This is a genomic window from Stenotrophomonas sp. SXG-1 (genome assembly GCF_014083965.1).
GTDB lineage: Bacteria > Pseudomonadota > Gammaproteobacteria > Xanthomonadales > Xanthomonadaceae > Stenotrophomonas > Stenotrophomonas geniculata.
The window spans coordinates 2,803,504-2,823,439 of record NZ_CP046588.1 but is presented as its reverse complement, the minus strand read 5'-3'; the positions used below and the strand labels follow the sequence as shown (position 1 = coordinate 2,823,439).

18 protein-coding genes and 1 tRNA gene are annotated in these 19,936 nt (G+C 66.4%); 9 read left to right on the top strand and 10 right to left on the bottom strand.

The genetic code is table 11. From position 1 onward, the window contains the following. Positions 1-65 precede the first annotated feature (65 nt). Both GOC52_RS13010 and hutC read left to right on the top strand, forming a co-directional pair. Positions 66-1,436 carry a formimidoylglutamate deiminase gene (locus GOC52_RS13010; protein ID WP_053443260.1) on the top strand — a complete coding sequence of 457 codons (1,371 nt, stop codon included), beginning with the start codon at positions 66-68 and terminating at the stop codon, positions 1,434-1,436. Positions 1,437-1,463: 27 nt separating this feature from the next. Further along, positions 1,464-2,192, top strand: coding sequence for a histidine utilization repressor (hutC, locus tag GOC52_RS13005; protein WP_053443259.1), 729 nt, complete (start codon positions 1,464-1,466; stop codon positions 2,190-2,192). A 101-nt stretch (positions 2,193-2,293) separates the two neighbouring features. Here hutC and GOC52_RS13000 read toward each other — a convergent pair whose 3' ends face one another. The 3 genes from GOC52_RS13000 to GOC52_RS12990 form a co-directional block, all read right to left on the bottom strand. Beyond that, entirely contained in the window at positions 2,294-3,304 is a 1,011-nt protein-coding gene (locus tag GOC52_RS13000; RefSeq protein ID WP_126560124.1) for a restriction endonuclease, read from the bottom strand. Between the two features lie 236 nt (positions 3,305-3,540). After that, entirely contained in the window at positions 3,541-4,032 is a 492-nt protein-coding gene (locus tag GOC52_RS12995; protein WP_010480542.1) for a phasin family protein, read from the bottom strand. An 81-nt stretch (positions 4,033-4,113) separates the two neighbouring features. Then, the gene (locus tag GOC52_RS12990; protein ID WP_005417302.1) at positions 4,114-4,389 is read right to left on the bottom strand and encodes a polyhydroxyalkanoic acid system family protein; all 276 of its coding nucleotides are present in this window, start codon (positions 4,387-4,389) and stop codon (positions 4,114-4,116) included. A 125-nt stretch (positions 4,390-4,514) separates the two neighbouring features. Between GOC52_RS12990 and GOC52_RS12985 the strand changes: the two genes are divergently transcribed. From GOC52_RS12985 to aroA, 4 genes are all read left to right on the top strand, one after another. Further along, on the top strand, positions 4,515-5,321 hold the full coding sequence (locus GOC52_RS12985) for an FHA domain-containing protein (protein WP_010480552.1): 807 nt from the start codon (positions 4,515-4,517) through the stop codon (positions 5,319-5,321). A 253-nt stretch (positions 5,322-5,574) separates the two neighbouring features. Next, positions 5,575-6,660, top strand: coding sequence for a 3-phosphoserine/phosphohydroxythreonine transaminase (gene serC / locus GOC52_RS12980; protein ID WP_053443257.1), 1,086 nt, complete (start codon positions 5,575-5,577; stop codon positions 6,658-6,660). Between the two features lie 51 nt (positions 6,661-6,711). After that, positions 6,712-7,917 (top strand): prephenate dehydratase, encoded by a 1,206-nt coding sequence (gene pheA, locus GOC52_RS12975; protein WP_019337283.1) that lies wholly within the window; start codon positions 6,712-6,714, stop codon positions 7,915-7,917. A 76-nt stretch (positions 7,918-7,993) separates the two neighbouring features. After that, positions 7,994-9,301 (top strand): 3-phosphoshikimate 1-carboxyvinyltransferase, encoded by a 1,308-nt coding sequence (aroA, locus tag GOC52_RS12970; RefSeq protein ID WP_191849607.1) that lies wholly within the window; start codon positions 7,994-7,996, stop codon positions 9,299-9,301. Positions 9,302-9,475: 174 nt separating this feature from the next. Here aroA and GOC52_RS12965 read toward each other — a convergent pair whose 3' ends face one another. Together GOC52_RS12965 and GOC52_RS12960 are read right to left on the bottom strand one after the other, a co-directional pair. Next, positions 9,476-10,048 (bottom strand): energy transducer TonB, encoded by a 573-nt coding sequence (locus GOC52_RS12965; protein ID WP_191849605.1) that lies wholly within the window; start codon positions 10,046-10,048, stop codon positions 9,476-9,478. Between the two features lie 119 nt (positions 10,049-10,167). Further along, positions 10,168-10,806, bottom strand: coding sequence for an energy transducer TonB (locus GOC52_RS12960; RefSeq protein WP_171954495.1), 639 nt, complete (start codon positions 10,804-10,806; stop codon positions 10,168-10,170). Between the two features lie 113 nt (positions 10,807-10,919). Between GOC52_RS12960 and serS the strand changes: the two genes are divergently transcribed. After that, on the top strand, positions 10,920-12,200 hold the full coding sequence (gene serS / locus GOC52_RS12955) for a serine--tRNA ligase (RefSeq protein ID WP_010480564.1): 1,281 nt from the start codon (positions 10,920-10,922) through the stop codon (positions 12,198-12,200). Between the two features lie 177 nt (positions 12,201-12,377). On the opposite strand, the gene GOC52_RS12950 is transcribed toward serS, so the two are convergent. Together GOC52_RS12950 and GOC52_RS12945 are read right to left on the bottom strand one after the other, a co-directional pair. Beyond that, entirely contained in the window at positions 12,378-12,728 is a 351-nt protein-coding gene (locus GOC52_RS12950; RefSeq protein ID WP_191849604.1) for an SH3 domain-containing protein, read from the bottom strand. A 218-nt stretch (positions 12,729-12,946) separates the two neighbouring features. Next, positions 12,947-13,534, bottom strand: a complete 588-nt coding sequence (locus GOC52_RS12945) for an FMN-dependent NADH-azoreductase (RefSeq protein ID WP_010480565.1) — start codon at positions 13,532-13,534, stop codon at positions 12,947-12,949. 127 nt (positions 13,535-13,661) lie between these two features. Between GOC52_RS12945 and GOC52_RS12940 the strand changes: the two genes are divergently transcribed. Next, positions 13,662-14,654, top strand: a complete 993-nt coding sequence (locus GOC52_RS12940) for a LysR family transcriptional regulator (protein ID WP_005410175.1) — start codon at positions 13,662-13,664, stop codon at positions 14,652-14,654. Between the two features lie 81 nt (positions 14,655-14,735). Here GOC52_RS12940 and GOC52_RS12935 read toward each other — a convergent pair whose 3' ends face one another. Next, positions 14,736-15,806: a DUF4241 domain-containing protein gene (locus GOC52_RS12935; protein ID WP_049455434.1), complete on the bottom strand. Its 1,071-nt coding sequence runs from the start codon at positions 15,804-15,806 to the stop codon at positions 14,736-14,738. A 124-nt stretch (positions 15,807-15,930) separates the two neighbouring features. On the opposite strand from GOC52_RS12935, the gene GOC52_RS12930 reads away from it, so the two are divergent. After that, positions 15,931-16,020: transfer RNA gene (locus tag GOC52_RS12930), tRNA-Ser, on the top strand. Positions 16,021-16,656: 636 nt separating this feature from the next. On the opposite strand, the gene GOC52_RS12925 is transcribed toward GOC52_RS12930, so the two are convergent. Beyond that, complete coding sequence (locus tag GOC52_RS12925) at positions 16,657-19,410, bottom strand: UvrD-helicase domain-containing protein (RefSeq protein WP_191851459.1); 2,754 nt, start codon at positions 19,408-19,410, stop codon at positions 16,657-16,659. A 107-nt stretch (positions 19,411-19,517) separates the two neighbouring features. Next, positions 19,518-19,838, bottom strand: coding sequence for a hypothetical protein (locus GOC52_RS12920; RefSeq protein WP_029379971.1), 321 nt, complete (start codon positions 19,836-19,838; stop codon positions 19,518-19,520). Between the last annotated feature and the right edge of the window lie 98 nt (positions 19,839-19,936).

The window sequence follows — 19,936 nt, the reverse complement described above, 5'->3', positions numbered from 1 at the left end:
CATCCACAACGCGGCTGTGCTTATATGTCTATACAATATAGGTGTCCATTTCGGGTTGTCCAGCCATGTCCGATTCGCGTTCCCCGCACTGTTTCCATGCCGCCCACGCCTTGCTGGCCGAGGGCTGGGCCCGTGATGTCCGCCTGCAGGTTCAGGACGGCCGCATCACCGCGATCAGCACGGGGCAGGGCGCGCAGGACGGCGACACCCGCGTCGGCATCCTGGTGCCGGGCCTGCCCAACCTGCACAGCCACGCCTTCCAGCGCGGCATGGCCGGCCTGACCGAGATCGGCGGCGGTGACGGTGACAGCTTCTGGAGCTGGCGCGAACTGATGTACCGCTTCCTGGCCCATCTGCGCCCGGACGCGGTGCAGGCCATCGCCGCCCAGGCCTACATGGAAATGCTGGAAAGCGGCTTCACCCGCGTCGGCGAATTCCACTACCTGCACCACGATGCCGACGGCCGCGCCTATGCCAACCGCGCCGAGATGAGTGCGCGGATCGCGGCGGCGGCCGATCAGACCGGCATCGGCCTGACCCTGCTGCCGGTGTTCTATGCGCATGCCGATTTCGGCGGGGCAGCGCCGAATCCCGCTCAGCGTCGCCTGATCCACGATGTGGACGGCTTCGCGCAGTTGCTGGATGCCGCCAAGCCGGCACTGGCCGCGCTGCCGGATGCAGTGCTCGGCATCGCCCCGCACAGCCTGCGCGCGGTCACCGGCGAGGAATTGAGTGCATTGCTGCCGCTTACCGACGGACCGGTGCACATCCATATCGCCGAGCAGGTGCGTGAAGTCGAGGCCTGCCTGGCGTGGAGCGGCCAGCGCCCGGTGCAGTGGCTGTACGACCACGCACCGGTCGATGCGCGTTGGTGCTTGGTGCACGCCACCCACATCACCGACGACGAGCGCACTGCCATCGTGGCCAGCCAGGCGGTTGCCGGCCTGTGCCCGATCACCGAAGCCAACCTGGGCGACGGTCTGTTCCCGATGCAGGCGTTCGCGCGCGAGGGCGGACGTTTCGGTGTCGGCTCCGATTCCAACGTGCTGATCGATGCCGCCGAAGAACTGCGCCTGCTCGAATACGGCCAACGCCTGACCCTGCGTGGGCGCAATGTGTTGGCCCCGGACGCCACCCGCAGCACCGGCCGCTTCCTGTTCGAAGGCGCACTGCACGGTGGGTCGCAGGCGCTGGGCGTGGCCGCTGGCCTGCAGGTCGGTGCCAGTGCCGATCTGGTCGAACTGGACGCCGCGCACCCGGCGCTGCAGGCGCGACAGGATGACGCATGGCTTGACAGCTGGGTGTTCGCCGCACGTAATGGCGCGCTGCGATCGGTCTGGCGCCATGGCCGCCAATGCGTGGCCGAGGGCCGCCACCTGCAGCGCGAGGCGATCACCACCGCCTTCGCCGCCGCCCTGAAGGGCGTGCTGGGCTGATCGCCTCCGCCACCGGGACCCCATTACGTGAAGGCCAGCAAGTCCGCCACGCTCAACCAGCGTATCCGCAGCGATCTGGAAAGCCGCATCCTCAGCGGAGAATGGGCGCCGGGCTTCCGCATTCCGTACGAACACGAGCTGATGGAGCAGTACGGCTGCTCGCGGATGACGGTGAACAAAGTGCTGACCGCGCTGGCCGAGAGCGGCATGATCGAACGTCGCCGTCGTGCGGGTTCGTTCGTGGCGCGACAGCCGCCACACCTGGAGCAGGTGGCGCTGGAAATTCCGGACATTGCGATGGAGGTCGGTTCGCGCGGGCATCAGTACGGCTACACGCTGTTGCAGCGCGAGCTGCGCCTGGCTGAAGTGGGCAATGCCGGCGAAGTGGAACTGGCCGGCAGCGAAATGCTGTTGGCGATGCGTTGCCTGCACCTGGCCGATGGCCGCCCGCTGGCGCTGGAGCATCGCCTGATCAGCCCCGTCGGCGTGCCCGAGGTGCTGGAGGTCGATTTCAGCACCACCGCGCCGGGCAGCTGGCTGCTGCAGAACGTGTCGTGGACCCGCGCCCAGCACCGCATCAGTGCCTGGGGCGCGGATGCTGTCACCGCCAAGCTGCTCGATGTGAAGCCCGGTACCGCCTGTCTGGTGATCGAGCGCCTGACCTGGCGCGGTGAGCAGCCGATCACCCGCGTGCGCCAGGTGTTCCTCGGCGATGCCTGGGACCTGGTTGCGCGCTTCGCGCCTGGGGCGCGCTAGAGGCGTATCCACGCATGGCGTGGATCTACTGAATCCCGGTTGGGATTATCCGACGCGTGTGAATCCCTGGTAGATCCACGCCATGCGTGGATGCTGCCCCATCAATACGTGGCGCATTGGCGCCAGCGCACCGGCTCATCCACACCGGGGCGGGCATTGAGCTGGATGCGCACGTTGCGCAGGGCGGGGTAGTGCAGCACTTCCTCGCAGACCAGCGGCCACACCGCGTCCAGCTCGCCGGTGCGGTTGATCGCCAGCGTCTGCCGGGTCAACCAGACACCGCTGGCGATGCCGGGCTTGCCGGCCAAGGCACGGGACAGATCGGCCTGGAAGCGCTCCAGCGTAGCGGCATCCGGGTTGGGGTTGCTGCGCGCATCGGTTGAGGGCGCGGCCGGTGCAGGCGTAGCGGCCGGCGGCATGGTGGCGGGGGCCGGCGCCGGTTCGGGCGCCGCTTCAACCGCAGGCGCAACCGGCGCGGGGGCGACCGCCACCTCGGCAACGGGCGGGGCGTCCTGCACGTGCAGCCCTTGCAGGCTCAATCCCACCAGCAGGCCCAGCGTGACCGCGCCGAGCGCGGCAATGGCGATCCGGCGCAGGGCTTCATGGCGGGCGCTGGCGCGCACACGGGTTTCGATTTCCGCCGGTAGATAGGGTTGCAGCAGCGGCCACAGTCGCGGGCCGTCCAGTACCTCGACCGCCTGCTTCTCGGCGGCGCTGCGGCCGTCGCGTTCCATCCGGCCTTCGGTCAGCAGCACGCCGCCCTTGGCGCCGGCCAGGCGCGCGGCTGCACCCAGTTCGTTCACTGCAGCGGTGCCGATGCGGTAGGCCAGGCCGTGCTTGCACGACACCAGCCAGCTGTTGGGGCCGTCACTGAGCAGGAAATCGCTGCTGGGCTCACGGGATTCCTCGCCTGGGTCATCCAGTTCGCGCAGGCCGCGCTGCTCGCGCAGCATGCGCTTGACCAGTACCGAGAATTCGCGCCAGTGCATGCCAGCCAGGGCCTGCAGGCCGAGTTGCATCTCCTTCTGCCGCCGTTTGATCCACCACAGATAGACAACGGCCAGGGAACAGGTAAACAGGGCCGACAGCAGGGCCAGGATCCAAGGGAGCATGCAGGAGGTGCGCGGAAGGGGCGAATGCGAAGGCGACAGTGTAAAGGTCGCGCCGTGCCGCTGAGTCAGGATGTTCCTGACAGGAAGCGTGATGGAACGCGCAGTTCGGAATACCGCAGGCACGAAAAACCCGCCAATCCTGAAGCCGTGAGGGGAGGGAACAAACGGCAGCCGAAGCGATTGGCGGGTTGCTCGCGATTGTCAATCAAAATTTATTGCATTGCAACAATGGCCGGTCAGGGCACGCTGCCTGGCGACTGATGGCTGCCCGGTGCAGGTGCATCAGTGCCCGAGGCGTCGCGATTCTCCAGCTTGGCCAGGCGCGCCTGCAGGGCATCGATGCGAGCCTCCAGCGCAGTCACCTCGTCGGCGGTGGGTACGTGCAGGCGCTTGAGTACGCCCTGCACCTGATCGTCGAACGCCTTTTCAACCTTGTTCCAGGTGCCGGAGGCCTTCTCGCGGGCCTCGTCCAGCGAGGTTTCAACGTTGTCGCGCCAGCCCGGGCCCTGTTCGCCGTTGCGTTCACGGCGGCGGGCTTCCCAGGCTTCGCCTTCCTTCACCAGGCCGTCGAAGAAGCGGCTGCCTTCGGCCTGTGCACGGCCAAGAGCGCCCAGGCCGGCCAGCCAGACCTGCTGCGCCGAGTCACTCAGCTTGCGCGAGAAGCGCTCGGCCTGGTCACCGAACGAGGCGTCGTCGTTGCGGCGGTCATCGTTTTCGTACTGGTTCATCGCACTTCCCGTGGGAGTTGGGCCTGCCCCCGAGAGTAGCGCGCGTTGGCGTTGCACGGCCGTGATGGCCGCCGCCGGGGTTCAGCCCAGCTTTTCCTTCAGCACGCGCTGGATCTCGCCTTCGACCATGCCCTTCATCGCCGACAGCAGGAAGCCCAGCTTGGCGGTCACGCGCACGGCGCCCGGCTGCAGTTCGATCGCACCGTCCACGCCGCTGCCGGAGAAATTCAGTACGTCGGCAGTCCAGGACGACTTCAGGCCGAAGCGCTCGGACAACTTGGCGGCAACCTGTTCGATCGCGGCGCGCGCCTGTGCGTCGGGCAGGGCGTGGGCGTGGCGGACATCGATGGTGGACATGCAGGCTCCTGGCGCAGGGCGGGGATGATCAATGAGGGCGAGCATTGTGCGCATCGAGGGCCTCCGCGCCAAGCACTCATCGTGGGTTCTTCTTCGTTGGCGGCCAACCTGCTAGGCTGCGCCGCGTGCAGAACCTGCTTGTCCACTTCAGTCAGCAACAACAGCCCGACCAGCCGCTGCGGCCCGGGGTGCAACGCATCGTGCGCCAGGCCAACGGCAGTGTGCGGCTCGGCGATGCCGGCCACGGTGCCCTGCTGCTGGCGCAGTTCTGCGTGGATGATCGCGGCCTCTGGCTGCAGGTCGGCAACGGTATCCGCGGCATTCATGTGAACGGTCGCCCGGTGCGGCGCATGGCGCTGCTGCGTGCCGGCGATGCGGTGTATGTGGACGGCGTGGAAATGGTCCTGCAGGGCGAGGTCGAGAGCCTGCTGCAGGCGCCTGCGCCGAAGAACGACGACGGCTCCGATGAGCAGCAGCGCCTGCTGCGCGGTGTCGGTGGCCTGCACCATGGCCGCAGCTTCACGCTGTCGCGGTCCCGCCTGATCGGCCGCGGCGGCGACGCTGACATCGAGATCAATGAACCGGCCTTCGCCGAACAGCACGCCCGTGTGGAAGTGCACGGCGAGCGCGTGCTGCTGCGTGACCTGGGCAGTGCCGACGGCACCCGGGTCAACGGTGTGGCCGTGCGCCACTGCTGGCTGCAGGCGGGCGACCAGGTCGTGTTCGATGGCCAGCACCGGTTCGTGCTGGAAGTGCCGCATGACCCGCGCCGGCGCCCGCTGCCGGATGAAGACGAGTCCAGCCAGGACGCCGAGCAGGCGCCGGTGCTGCCGGCCGTGCCGCGCAAGGTCCGGCGCTGGCCGTGGCTGCTGGTCAGTGCGCTGCTGCTGGCCGCGCTGCTCAGCCTGCTGCTCTGGTTCGGCGCGCGCTGATCTGAATCCGCCGGGCATGGCCCGACGCTACCCCCCCCGGCGTGTGCCCACTCGCTTCCGGTAGGTGCCGACCTTGGTCGGCACGCTCCTTCGGCGGGAATGACGCCTGACGGCGTACGCCGACCAAGGTCGGCGACTACCGGCGCCATGCGGGTGGCCAATGGATTCCAATGAAACCAAATTTCCCTTGCGCCACAAGGCCGCAAGGCTGGTGCACTGCGGCATACTAGGGGTCTTGCCCCACAGGTGTGACATGACGCGCGCGTTCAACTTCAGTGCCGGCCCTGCAACCTTGCCGGAATCGGTCCTGCGCCAGGCGCAGGCGGAAATGCTGGACTGGCACGGTTCCGGTGCCTCCATCGTGGAAATGAGCCATCGCGGCGCGGAATTCATGTCCGTGGCTGCCGAGGCGGAAGCCGATCTGCGACGCCTGCTCGACATCCCCGACGACTATGCGGTGCTGTTCCTGTCCGGTGGTGCGACCACCCAGCAGGCGCTGATCCCGCTCAACTTCGCCGCCCCCGGCCAACGTGCCGATTACGTGGTCAGTGGCCACTGGGGCAAGACCGCGGTCAAGCAGGCCGGGGTCTACGTGGACGTCAACCTCGCCGCCAGCAGCGAGGCCGATGGCTACCGCACGCTGCCGCCGCGCGCGGACTGGCAGCTTTCGGCCGATGCGGCTTACGTGCACATCACCGCCAACGAGACCATCCACGGCGTCGAGTTCCGTGATGTGCCCGACACCGGCAACGTTCCGCTGATCGCGGACTTCAGCTCGTCCATCGCCAGCGAACCGCTGGATGTGCGCCGTTATGGCGTGATCTACGCCGGCGCGCAGAAAAACCTCGGCCCGGTCGGCATCGCGGTGATGATCATCCGCCGCGACCTGCTCGAGCGCAGTGGCCAGCCGCGCGCGGACATCTTCGATTACCGCTCGCACGTCGCCCGCGATTCGATGCTCAACACGCCGCCCACCTGGAACTGGTACCTGGCCGGCCTGGTGTTCAAGTGGATGCTGGCAGAAGGTGGGGTGGCCGAGTTCGCCAAGCGCAACGCCGCCAAGGCCGCGCTGGTGTACGGCGCCATCGACGGCTCCGGCGGCTTCTACCGCAATGAAGTCGCACATGCGGCCCGTTCGCGGATGAACATCCCGTTCTTCCTGCCCGATGCCGAGCTCGATGCCCGCTTCGTCGCCGAAGCCAAGGCCGCCGGCCTGCTGGCGCTGAAGGGACACAAGGTGGTCGGGGGCATCCGTGCCTCGCTGTACAACGCCATGCCGCTGGCCGGGGCCGAGGCGCTGGTCGCCTTCATGGCTGATTTCCAGCAGCGTCACGGTTGAGCAATGAACGGCGCGCACCGTCGGGTGCGTGCCCCGCAACAAGGAACTCCGATGGCAAGCAGCAAATCCAGCAAGAAGGCGCCGAAGAAGGCCGAACCGGCCAAGGACAGCGCCTCCACCAAGGCCAAGGGCAAGAGCACGTCCAAGGCCGCGTCGAATCCGGCGCCTACCCTGGCGCCGCTGGCGCTGGCCGATGTGCGCTCGAAGATCGACCAGATCGACCGTGACATCCAGAACCTGATCGCTGAGCGCGCGCGCTTCGCCCACCAGGTCGGCAAGGCCAAGGGCAAGCTCGCCGCCGCCGTCGACTACTACCGCCCCGAGCGCGAAGCGCAGGTGCTGCGCATGGTGGTGGACCGTAACGAAGGCCCGCTCAGCGATGAACTGCTGGTGCACGTCTACCGCGAGATCATGTCGGCCTGCCTGGCCCAGCAGGAGCCGCTGAAGATCGGCTACCTCGGCCCGGAAGGCACCTTCAGCCAGCAGGCGGTGCTCAAGCACTTCGGCCGCTCCGCGCTGGGCCTGCCGATGGCCAGCATCGAGGAGGTGTTTCAGGAAGTGGAAGCGGGCAACGCCGATTTCGGCGTGGTGCCGGTGGAGAATTCGGGGCAGGGCACCATCCAGATCACTCTGGACATGTTCCTGACCTCCAACCTGAAGATCTGTGGCGAAGTGGAACTGCGCGTGCAGCAGTACCTGATGTCGCGCAGCGGCCGCCTCGAGGACATCGAGCGCATCTACGCACACCCGCAGTCGTTCATGCAGACCTCGGCGTGGCTGCGCGCCAACCTGCCGAAGGCCGAGAAGATTCCGGTATCCAGCAACGCCGAAGGCGCGCGTCGCGCGCGCAACGCCGATGATGCGGCGGCCATTGGTGGCGAGAGCGCCGGCCACGTGTACGGCCTGAAGAAGGTGGTCACCAAGCCGATCCAGAACGATGCCGACAACACCACCCGCTTCCTGGTGGTGGGTCGCAACATCTTCCCGACCTCCGGCCACGACCGCACCTCGGTGCTGGTGTTCATCCATGACAAGCCCGGTGCGCTGTTCGACGTGCTCAGCCCGTTCGCCCGCCACGGCATCAGCATGAACCGCATCGAGTCGCGGCCGTCGCACCACGGCAAGTGGGAGTACGGCTTCTTCATCGACCTGGCGGGCCACATCGACGACGCGCCGATGCAGGCTGCCCTGGCCGAACTGGAAGCGCACTCGGCGCAGATCAAGGTGCTCGGCTCCTACCCGGTGGCCGTGCCCTGAGTGCTGCTGCGGCGGCAACAGCCGCCGCTCCCTGATGCATCGCCGGCGCTGCCGGTGTTTACGGAATGATCGAACGATGAGCAACGCGCAACACTGGATTGCCCGCAAGGGCCAGCCGCTGCAGGGCAGCCTGACCATTCCCGGCGACAAGTCGGTCTCGCACCGCTCGGTGATGTTCGCCGCGCTGGCCGATGGCACCTCGCATATCGAGGGCTTCCTGGAAGGCGAAGACACCCGCGCCACGGCGCGCATCTTCAGCCAGCTCGGCGTGCGCATCGAAACCCCCAGCCCGTCGCAGCGCATCGTGCACGGCGTCGGCATCGACGGCCTGCAGGCACCCAGCGCACCGCTGGACTGCGGCAACGCCGGTACCGGCATGCGCCTGCTGGCCGGCCTGCTGGCAGGCCAGGCATTCGACTGCACGCTGATCGGCGATGAATCGTTGTCGGGCCGCCCGATGCGCCGTGTTACCGGTCCGCTGTCGCAGATGGGCGCGAGGATTGATACCCAGGATGACGGCACGCCGCCGCTGCACGTGCATGGCGGCCAGACGCTGCATGGCATCGACTTCGCCTCGCCGGTGGCCAGCGCGCAGATCAAGTCGGCGGTGTTGCTGGCAGGCCTGTACGCACAGGGCGAAACCAGCGTTGTCGAGCCGCACCCGACCCGCGACTACACCGAACGCATGCTGTCGGCGTTCGGCGTGGACATCGAATTCTCGCCCGGCAAGGCCCGCCTGCGTGGCGGCCAGCGCCTGCGCGCCACCGACATCGTGGTACCGGCAGACTTTTCCTCGGCCGCGTTCTACCTGGTGGCGGCCAGCATCATTCCCGGCTCCGAGCTGCGCCTGAAGCAGGTCGGCCTGAACCCGCGCCGCACCGGCCTGCTGCACGCGCTGCGCCTGATGGGGGCGGACATCACCGAAGAGAATCCTGCCGAGCAGGGCGGTGAACCGGTGGCAGACCTGGTGGTGCGCTACGCCCCGCTGAAGGGGGCACGCATTCCGGAGGAATTGGTGCCGGACATGATTGACGAGTTCCCGGCGCTGTTCGTGGCGGCTGCAGCCGCCGAAGGCCGGACCGTGGTCAGTGGCGCCGCCGAGCTGCGGGTGAAGGAATCCGATCGCCTTGCGGCGATGGCCACCGGCCTGCGCGCGCTGGGCATGCAGGTGGACGAAACCGAAGACGGCGCCACCCTGCATGGTGGCGTTCGCCTGGGCAGCGGCACCATCGAAAGCCACGGTGACCACCGCATCGCCATGGCGTTCGCCATCGCCGGCCAGATCAGTGACGGCGAAGTGCGCATCAACGATATCGCCAATGTCGCCACGTCCTTCCCGGATTTCGATGGCCTGGCCCGCAGCGCCGGGTTCAACCTGGCCTGATCGTCACAGCAACCTCCGGGCCACGCCCGGCGGATCGCATTGCACGGTAGAAGCCAACCTCGGTTGGCGCGCTCACCTCATCCGGTAGGTGCCAACCTCGGTTGGCACGCTTTTCCGCATAAAAGGACGGAGGCCGAAGCCTCCGTCTAAACATCACGAACCCCTCGTCCGCGATCAACGCTGCTCGGTACGGAAATCCACCGGGACCCGCACCACGCTGGCGACGGCACGGCCCTCGTGCATCGCCGGCTGGAACTTCCAGTTCTGCACGGTGTTCAGCACCGCGCGATCCAGATCACGACTGCGCTCGCCGCTGCGCGAAACGATCGCAGCATTAGCGACATTGCCGCGGGTATCGACACTCAGGCTGGCGATCACGCTGCCCTCTACGCCACTGCGCAGCGCGGCGGCGGGGTAGGTGGGCATGCGGTTGCTGGCCAGCGGGCGGGCCTCACGATTGCGCACCACCGGCGCGGCCTTCCGCGAAGCAGTAGCCGGGGCTGCATGGCGCGCGGCAGGGGCCGCTGTATCCGTCACCGCGGCCTGCTCGGGGGCTGGCAACATGCGCTCACCGACTGGCGCCGGTGCCACGTCTTCCTGGTTCGAATGACGCAGCCAGAGCAGGGCGGCCGCAAACATCGCCACGATCAGCGCGATCCACATCCAGGGTGACGTGGGTTTGTGCTGCAGGCTGGAATCTTCCTGCAGCTGCGGCGAATGAAGGTCTTCGTGGGTGGTGGCAGTCATCGCTAACTCCTTCCGTCAATGGACGACGTGGGAAGTTTTGCGCGAGCCACGGACGAGAAGTGTCAGCGTTGCGTCAACGCCACCGGCAGGGTTCAGTTTGCCTGCCGGGAAGCGTTCAGTTACTGGGTCTTGAAGTCGAACGGCACTTCAATGCTGCCGGGGACGGCCTGGCCGTTGCTCTGCGCGGGGGTGAAACGCCAACGGCGTACGGCGTCGGTGGCGGCACGGTCGAGGTCGCGTGAACCACTGCGCTGGATCACCGTGGCGTTGTTGGGATAGCCGGTGGCGTCTACATCCACGCGTACCACCACGGTGCCGGTTTCGCCGGCGCGCAGGGCGGCGGCAGGGTACGACGGCGGCGGCGACTGGCCGGCAATCGGCATCGGCTGGCTGTTGCCGGTGGCCGCCGGCGCAGGGCCCGGTGCGGCCGGGGCTGCTTCAGCGATGGGGGCAGGCGGCGGTGGAGCGGTTTCGACCAGCTTTGGTGCTTCTTCCTCTACCGGGGCCGGCTTGGCATCGGGCATGTCGCTGGAACCGGCCGCAGCGGCCAACGGCTCCGGCAGGGGCTCGATCTGGGCGGTTTCCTGCGGTGTCTGGGCGGCAGGATCGGCGCGGAAGAACTCCTTGTCGCGACCGGTCAGCCAGACCAGCACGAACAGCAGTACGCCCACGCCGAAGGCGATGCCGGCGATCTTCAGGGCGTTGCGCGGGATATGCACAGTGAACGACTTGGCGGACGACGAGCGGGGTGCAGACATGGACCGGACCAGTACGGAATGGCCCGATTCTGCCACGGCGGGAATGAACCGGGCGGCAGAAATCCGTATAACAAGCGATAATCCCATCCCTGATACCCACCACGACACCTGCCATGCTTGATCCAGCCCTGCTCCGCCACCAGCCCGCCGACCTCGCCGAACGCCTGCGCACCAGCCGCGGCTTCGAGCTCGACGTGTCTGCCCTGGAGTCCCTGGAGGCCGATCGCAAGCGCATCCAGGTGCGGACCCAGGAGCTGCAGAGCCTGCGCAACAGCCGTTCCAAGGCCATCGGCCAGGCCAAGGCCAAGGGCGAGGACGTCTCGGCCATCATGGCCGAGGTCGCTGCCTTCGCCGACGAGCTGAAGGCCTCGGAAGTGGCGCTGGACGAGCTGCGCGAGAAGATCGAAGCGATCTCGATGGGCATTCCGAACCTGCCGGCCGATGACGTGCCGGCCGGTGCCGATGAGAACGACAACGTCGAGCAGGCACGTTGGGGTACCCCGCGCCAGTTCGATTTCAAGGTGCTCGACCACGTCGAACTGGGCGCCCGCAACGGCTGGCTGGACGGCGAGACCGCGGCCAAGTTGTCTGGCTCGCGCTTCACCGTGCTGCGCGGCCCGATCGCGCGCCTGCACCGTGCGCTGGCCCAGTTCATGGTCGACCTGCACACCGGTGAGCACGGCTACGAGGAAACCAACGTGCCGCTGCTGGTCAACGCCGATTCACTGCGTGGCACCAGCCAGCTGCCGAAGTTCGAGGACGATCTGTTCAAGACCGCCGTGGGCGACTCCACGCGTTACCTGATCCCGACCTCGGAAGTGCCGCTGACCAACATCGTGCGCGACGAGATCGTCGAGGCCGAGCGCCTGCCGCTGCGCATGACCGCCCACTCGATGTGCTTCCGTGCCGAGGCTGGCAGTGGTGGCCGCGACGTTCGCGGCATGATCCGTCAGCACCAGTTCGAGAAGGTCGAGCTGGTCTCGATCTGCCGCCCGGAAGACAGCGACGCCGAACACCAGCGCATGACCCGCTGCGCCGAAGTGGTGCTGGAGAAGCTGGGCCTGCCGTACCGCAAGGTGCTGCTGTGCACCGGCGACATGGGCTTCTCGGCCATCAAGACCTACGACCTTGAAGTCTGGCTGCCGTCGCAGGAAACCTATCGCGAGATCTCCTCGTGCTCGAACTGTGGTGACTTCCAGGCCCGCCGCATGCAGGCGCGCTGGCGCAACCCGGCCACCGGCAAGCCGGAACTGGCGCACACGCTGAACGGCTCGGGCGTGGCGGTTGGCCGCGCGATGATCGCAGTGATGGAGAACTACCAGAACGCCGACGGCAGCATCACCGTGCCGGAAGCGCTGCGCCCGTACATGGGTGGGCTGGAAACCATCGCCTGATTCTCTGATCGGGTGGGTGCCATGCATGCATGGCACCGCTGTGGCTCTGGGGGGGGCCATGCTTGCATGGCACCGAATCCACGCATGGCGTGGATCTACTGGAGGATGTTGCACGCGCCCGGCATGAATTCACCGATGCCTCAGTAGATCCACGCCATGCGTGGATGAACCCCGCGATTACCGCATGGCCCGCAGCTTCTCCAGCGGCACCCATCCCGCTTCGCCGGTCTCCGGCACGCACCACGCCCAACCATTGAGCGTGCGCTGCCCACGCAGCACCTGCCCGGGATCCACATCCAGCTCCCGTGCGCAGTAATCCTCGGTGGCAAACGCGTCACCCTGCGCAGTGCGACCGATCACGGGCGCCGGCACGAAACCGGGCTGCTGCCCTTCGGCTTCGCACAGGAACCAGTCGTCCCAGCCCTCCGGGCCTTCATAGCGTTCGCCCACCACCAGCGCCTGGCCACGGCGCAGGGTGATCGGGTGCGGAAATTCGCTGCGGTGTGCAGTGGTCACGATGTAGTTCATGGCCCCAGCCTAACGTTCTGGTGAGCGCCGCGCATGGCACCGAATCCACGCACACGTGCAGTAGATCCACGCCGTGCGTGGATGGCGAGCCCTCGGGCCAGACACAGAAAAGCGGCCCCGCAAAGCGGGGCCGCCAGGGTGGGCCGGGATGGGGGAGGGGATCCCGGCCCGCGTTCAGCGCCCAGACGAGGAGAGAGGGGTGCCGAACGCTGGAACGCTTATGCAGCGGCGGCTTCAGCCGCTTCGTGCGACGGCAGGGCCGCCAACGCGCCAGCGATGGCGTCTTCACGGTGCTGCGGCGAGTAGGCGATGCCTTCGGCACGTACGAACTCGATGTCGTTGATGCCCCAGAAGGCGAACGTCTGGCGCAGGAACGGTTCCTGGAAGTCGGCCGGCGAATCGGTGTAGATGCCGCCGCGGCTGCTGACCACGATCACGCGCTTGCCGCCGGCCAGGCCGATCGGGCCGTTCTCGGTGTACTTGAAGGTGCGCCCGGCCACGGCCACGCGGTCGATCCAGGCCTTCAGTGTGGACGGGATGCTGAAGTTGTACATCGGCGCGCCGATCACCACGATGTCCGCGGCAAGGAACTGCTCGAGCACCTGTTCAGCATCGGCGGCTTCGGCCGCGTCCGCCTTGGCCAGCGAGCTGCTGCGAAGATGCGGTACCGGATTGGCGTCAAGATCGCGATAATCGATCTGCAGGCCTTCGATCTGCTGCTTGAAGCGGGCCACCACGGCGGCGGTCAGGTGGCGGGAGACGGAGTTCTCGCCAAGCACGCTGGCGTCGAGATGCAGAAGCTTCATGGCAGTCACCTATGTTCTGGGAGGGAGGGGCGGGGTGGCCCCGCCGACGGAGAGAACGATAGGTTGTTGCAAAGGCGGGATAAAGGTGTTTGAATGCCACGTATTGTTCTAGATATGGAACTCGGGCATGCATGACCTGAATGATCTGTACTACTTCGCGATGGTGGTCGACCACGGCGGATTTGCCGCCGCCGAGCGTGCGCTGGGCATCCCCAAGTCGCGCCTGAGTCGCCGCATCAGCCAGCTGGAGACCGACCTGGGCGTGCGCCTGCTGCAGCGCTCCACGCGCCGTTTCGCCGTGACCGACGTCGGCACCAGCGTGCACCGCCACGCGCAGACGATGCTGGCCGAGGCGCAGGCCGCCCGCGAAGTGGTCGACCGCCTCAGTGCGGAACCGCGCGGCGTGGTGCGCGCCAGCGTGCCGGTGTCGCTGGCGCAGATGCAGCTGCCCAAGCTGCTGCCCAAGTTCCTTGAGCAGTACCCGAAGGTGCGCCTGCAGCTGAACATCAGCAACCGCCGCGTGGACATCATCAATGAAGGCTATGACGTGGCCCTGCGCGTGCGTTCGCGCCTGGACGACGACGGCAGCCTGGTGATGCGCAGCTTCGGACAGGTGCAGGAACTGCTGGTGGCCAGCCCGAAGTACCTGGACCGCGCTGGCCGCCCGAAGGACCCGGAAGAGCTGACCCAGCACGTCACCCTCAGCATCAGCGAAGACGAAGCGCGCCAGCGCTGGGAACTGCATGGGCCGGAAGGCGAAGTGCGCCGGGTCGACCTGCAGCCACGCGTGGCCGGCTTCGATTTCCCGCTGCTGCAGAGCATGGTGAAGGACGGCTTCGGCATCACCATGCTGCCGGAGACTGTGTGCGCCGATGCGGTGCGTAACGGCGAGCTGGAAGTGGTGCTGCCGGACTGGTCGCTGCCGCAGGGCGTGTGCCATGCCGTGTTCGCTTCGCGCCGCGGCCTGCTGCCGGCGGTACGCGTGTTCATCGACTTCCTGGCCGAACATCTGCCGCCGCAACTGGAGGCCTCGCGCCTGGATTGCGGTGGCGCCTGTGAAAAGGCCAAGGAGCGGATCAAGGCCAGTGCGCTGGGCGCGTTGGCGGTGGATGCGGGCTGAGGCACCTGCCCGCAACTGCACCGCCAATCTGTGAAACGGTAGCGCCGGGCCATGCCCGGCGTTGCTGCTTTCCGGCCCCGGTCAGTTCCGGCCGAACAGCCGGACCCAGAAGCCGCGCTGCGGCGGTGCGGCCGGTGTGGGCTCGGCTATGACCGGCGCTTCCAGTACTGCCATCAGCTCCGCGCTGCGTGGCTTCTTCAGGAAGCGCGCATAGTCCAGGTAGCTGGTCACCTTGCTCATGTGCAGCCGCTCGGGCATTGCCGGCAACGCGCCGCCCTGCAGGAGTACCCGCAATGCCTCTGGACGGTCCAGACGGATCGCCTCGAACACGGCGGTGCCGCCGCAACCAGGCTCGATCTGGTTGGCGCGCTGTGGCGCAGCCTTCAGCAGGTCGCGCAGTGCGTTCGCATCATCGCGTTCCACCGCCGCTACAAGCCGTGCCAGCGCTTCAGCCTCTTCGGATGGAAGGCTGTCGCGATAGGCCTGGTCGGCGATCTCGCGCTCGTCGCGCCCGTCTCCGCCCTGGATGCACAGGAAATCGGTGACCAGAGCGACTGGAATGCCGGAAGTATCCAGCGCCCAGTAGCTGGGGTAAACGCCGTCGCCCCAGCCGCTGGTGAATACGACCAGGCCATGCGGTGAGTCCTCGCCCCAGGGGCGGTATTCGGTGCCTTCGTCCAGGCCATCATGGTCGATCAGCGCATCCGACCACTCGCCGCCTTCGTCGCCATCGGCCCGTTCGATCAGGGCCAGCAGTGCCTGCTGGGTGTCGGTATCCATGAAGCAGCCGATGCCGGCGTCGACCGGGTAGCCGATGAAGCTGTCCTCATCCAGTCCGGTCAGGTCCTGCGTGGTCCAGCGCGCCATCTGCCAGTGCAGGGCAGACGCAGTGAGGGCTTCGCGGGGCTTGAACCAGACCACGGCCAGCGCCGGGCGGCCGCTGTGCACGATGATCTCGACCGGATGCCGACCCACCGGGGCGGTGTAGTCGGCCAGCGCCGGCGCCTCGGCCTGCACCAGCGGATCGCAGACCACCACGTGCCCGCTGCTGACCGGCAGGTGTCCAGCGAAAGCGCGGTGCAGGGCCACTGCGGCCAGCTGGGTGTCGTCCAGCAGGGTGGTGCGCAGGTTGGCCAGATCGAGGTGGGCCATGGGGGCTCCGATTGCAGTGAAGGCCCCACCGTGCCGGATGCGAAGGGCGGGAGCAAGGGTGGTCTTGGGCAAATGCCCTTCACGTGCGAGAATACGCCGCTGCCCGGGCGACCGGGACCCGATTGGAGAGATGGCCGAGCGGTTTAAGGCACCGGTCTTGAAAACCGGCGAAGGGTCAAACCTTCCGTGGGTTCGAATCCCACTCTCTCCGCCAGTTGTTTCAAAGAGCCCATGGAAACAGGGGCTTTTTCGTTTCTACGGCCCTGGCTGCCATTCATCCATCCATCCGCCCACAAGGGCAAGTGAACGGACAAACGGATGCCTTCCTTTGATCGGGACTCCGATAGGACAGAGGAAAATCAAGAACCGTAAGCGGTTCTGATACACAGGCGCAGAGACTTCTGCCGGTCAATTTGAATGTACAAGTCACCCGCGCTAGGCTGCGCATGCCCAAGGAGGGCGATCAACGGAGTTATGGCATGAAGATTGGATTCAAGCTTTCTGTTGCTATTGCGGCCTGCGCGTTGACCTTTGGAATCAGTAGCGCCACGGCGAAAGCCCCCGGCCCTTGTACCGTCTGCGAGGTCCAGTACAGGGCGTGTGAGGCGTCAGGCGCAGACGTGAGCATCTGCATCCGAAACTATACGCAATGCATGCGTGCGAACGGTTGCATTATCCCGTAAGAACACATCGTGGGGATTTGCAGGGTCTTTACGATGCCCGCAGTCTTGCCACCATCCAGACGAAAGCCTCGGTCCAACCGGGGCTTTTTCTTTTCCGGAGACGCCATGGCGTAGAAGTGCCCTCTGATGCAGGCGGGCGGGTGCGTGCTGAAAGGGGCGGGATGCATTCATCCCCGACGCCCACCCCTCGGCTTGTTGTGGCACAACGGGTAACTGGAGCACGACCGGAAAGCCCCATGCGGCCCATTGCGGTCCACAAACACGCCGACCTTGCACACTGGGCAGCGTTCTTCGTGGATGGCCGCGCCTGAAATCGCGGTCACTTCCACTGCCCCGTCCTTCACCAGCTCATCCAGGAACGGCGAGTGCTTGCCCTGCAGGGTGAACATCGCAACCGACCGTCGCGCTCGCGTCAGCGCCACATAGAACAAACGCCGTTCTTCGCTCAGTGGATAGGTGTCGCCATCCGGCATCGCCAAGGAAAGCACAGGATCATCCGCGCGCAGGCTCGGGAAGCCTCGATGGACCATTCCCGGCAGGATCACATAATCCGCCTCGCGCCCCTTCGAGCGATGAGCGGTCAGGAACTCGACGTCCATCGTGCTGCCAAAGGCTGTCTTCCAATCCGAAGGCATCGCGCTGCGATCGGCGCGGTAGCGCCCCAGGATGAACACCGTCACGCGTCCATCGCGCCCTTGTGGCACCGCCCCGGACAACAATTGCTGATGCAGCTTGGTGAGGTACTGGCGAACGCCATCCTGCACCTCCTCACGCCGATTCATCTGGAACGCCTGCAGCACCGGGCCCATTGCCGGTGCAGCGGAGCGAACCTCCTTGACGATCTGCGCGGGGTTGCGGCTGATGAAGCGGCTGGAAACATCACACAGCACCTGAGGGCAGCGGAACGTCTGCTCCAGTTTCAGCACCTGGCCATGGCCCATCCACTCGCGGAATCCGGTCATCACTGAAACGTCGGCACCGGCGAAGCGATTGATCGACTGCCAGTCATCGCCTACCGCAAACAGATAGCGGCCGGGGCGGCTGACCAAGGCACGGCAGAGCCGGGCGCGGGCGCGCGAGGCATCCTGGAATTCGTCGGCCATCACCAGTTCGTAGGGCGATTCATAGCGGCCCTGTTCCAGCAGTCCGGCCGCCATGTTGAGCATGTCTTCGAAATCGATGCCGTGCTCGTCAGCCAGTGCGTTGTCCCAGGCCTGGAAAACAGGGCTGGCGATCTCCAGGAAGCGACGATGTCGCTCCTTGAACTGATCTTCGGGCATCTGCCGCAGACGCGCGGCCATATCGTCCAGCGTCAGACAGTTGCTCTTGGCGTGGGCAATGAAGGTGCGCATCAAGCCGATCAGGTCTGCATCCGGCATCGGCTTGGCGCCCTGTTCGGGCAAGTCGCGGTCCGGGTTCGGGTCGAGTTCGACATCAGACGCGCCAAGTCGCTCCGCAAGATCCTGCAGGGCATGTCCACTGCGCAGTCCAAACGACGTCGTCTCGACCAGCGTGGTGCCGCGTGCCGCATGCTGCTGGCGCTTCCAGTGCATGCCCTCGGCGTAATGGGCGAAGTGCGCCGGCGGCTGGCCATCGGCATCCAGCGCAAAGTGCTCGTGATACAGGCCGGCGTCCGGGTAATAGAAGTCGGGGCGATACTGGCGGTGGGTGTCTGTCGCGGTATCGAACTCGTAGCGCCGCTCGTAGTCGTACGTCACGCCGTTGTAGAAGAGCCAGTCGGCGATCACGCACTCTTCCAGGCTCTTCACCCGCTCACCCTGCAGGGTGCGGATGTAGGGCATGCCATCGCGGTCGTAGCCGTCGGCCTCCATTTCCGCGCCGAATGGCGGCAGGTCGCGCCCAAACACCAGGCGGAACATGTCCCATTGGGTGCGGAAGTGGGTCGAGCGATCCTTCAGGTCGTCCACCAGTTCGGCCAGCTTGTTGAAGCCCAGCGTGGCGTCAATGGCCCATTCCGGGATATCGGGCTTGCGCCCCGTGGCTTTGGCGATGATGGCCAGGCCCAGGGCGTGGAAGGTTCGCGACTCAACCACGGTGTCGCCCATGCCGAGCCGGTCGAAGCATCGCTGCGCGCGCTCCTCCAGTTCCTGGGCGGCATCCTTGTTGAAGGCGAGCATCACGATGCGTTCGGATTCGACAAAGCCGCGGTCAATGGCATAAGCGGCCTTGGCGACCATGGTGGAGGTCTTGCCGGAACCGGCCGCGGCCACGACCTGGACCCGGTTGTCGAAGCAGATGACGGCGCGGGCCTGTTCCTCGGTCAGCGGTCTGCTCTCGACCCGGTCCAGGAAATCCTTGGCCAACACCAGCTCGCGCCGGGTCATGGCCTCGTTGGCTTCGGCCCAGGCAGCGGGCCAATCCAGGTTCCAGTCGCGCAGGACGTCCAGCGCTGCGCGATGGCTGTCCGCATGCAGATCTCCATGGACGTCCTCATCGCGGAACAGCTGCTCCAGCTCCGGCGGCTGCAGGGGCAGGGCGGAGCGCTTCGCCAGCAGCGCCTGCTGCTGCTCGTGAGTGATCCAGCGGCGGCCGGCATTGCCCCGGTCGATGAGGGCGTCCGCGTCGTTCAACCACGACTGGATCTGTTGCAGAACGCTGTCAAACAAGGCCTTGCGCCCATGCGTGGTGCGCGCAAAGAGCATGTGTTGCACGGCTGCAGCAAGCCGGCACGCTTGTCCGTTGGGGAGCCCGTCTACGCACAGCGCAGCAGCATCGCCGGTCTGCAGCTCGACCCGTGACCAGAAGACCCCTGGATGGATCTGCACCTGCTGGTCATCATCCACGCGCAGCCGGAACTGCTGGCCGGACACATTGATTTCAACATACTCGCCATCAAGCCGCAGCGACCAATGGGGCGAACGGGTCACGCGCCGGCCCCAGCCCGAGGGGCACCATTCCATAGACATCCAGATACTGCCCTGCAAGCGTCAACAGGGCGTATAGCGCCCCCAGGCACACATGATAAGGGGCCTTGACGATGCGTGCGGCCTTGCCCGCGGGCACGGCATCACTCGTAGGCGCGATCCTGCTTCGTCGGCGGTACTTCCATCGCATCGCCGCGGCGGATCAGCTCATCCAGATCCACCCCCGAAGCGGCCAGGGCATCCTGCGCATCGAAATCCCACTTGTCCTTGTACTCGCGTGCCAGCAGGTCGCAGACCGCCTTGGCACGCGGATAGGCATCGTCCTTGCCTTCGTTCTGCTTCAGCGCATCGCGATGGATCTGGCACAGCATGAGCTGGTGCGCATCCTCGGCGCGCTCGCGCTCCCAGGTGATGTCGGGCAGGCCCGAAAGCGCAGCGGCAAGTGCGAACGCGGTCATTGGCATGTCGGGTGTCCAGGCAGCGATGGGAACCCGAGCGTATGCGAGCGGCAGTGGCTTGAGGTCATCACCGCCCGCGTTGTTTCACTGCGTGTTCACCATTC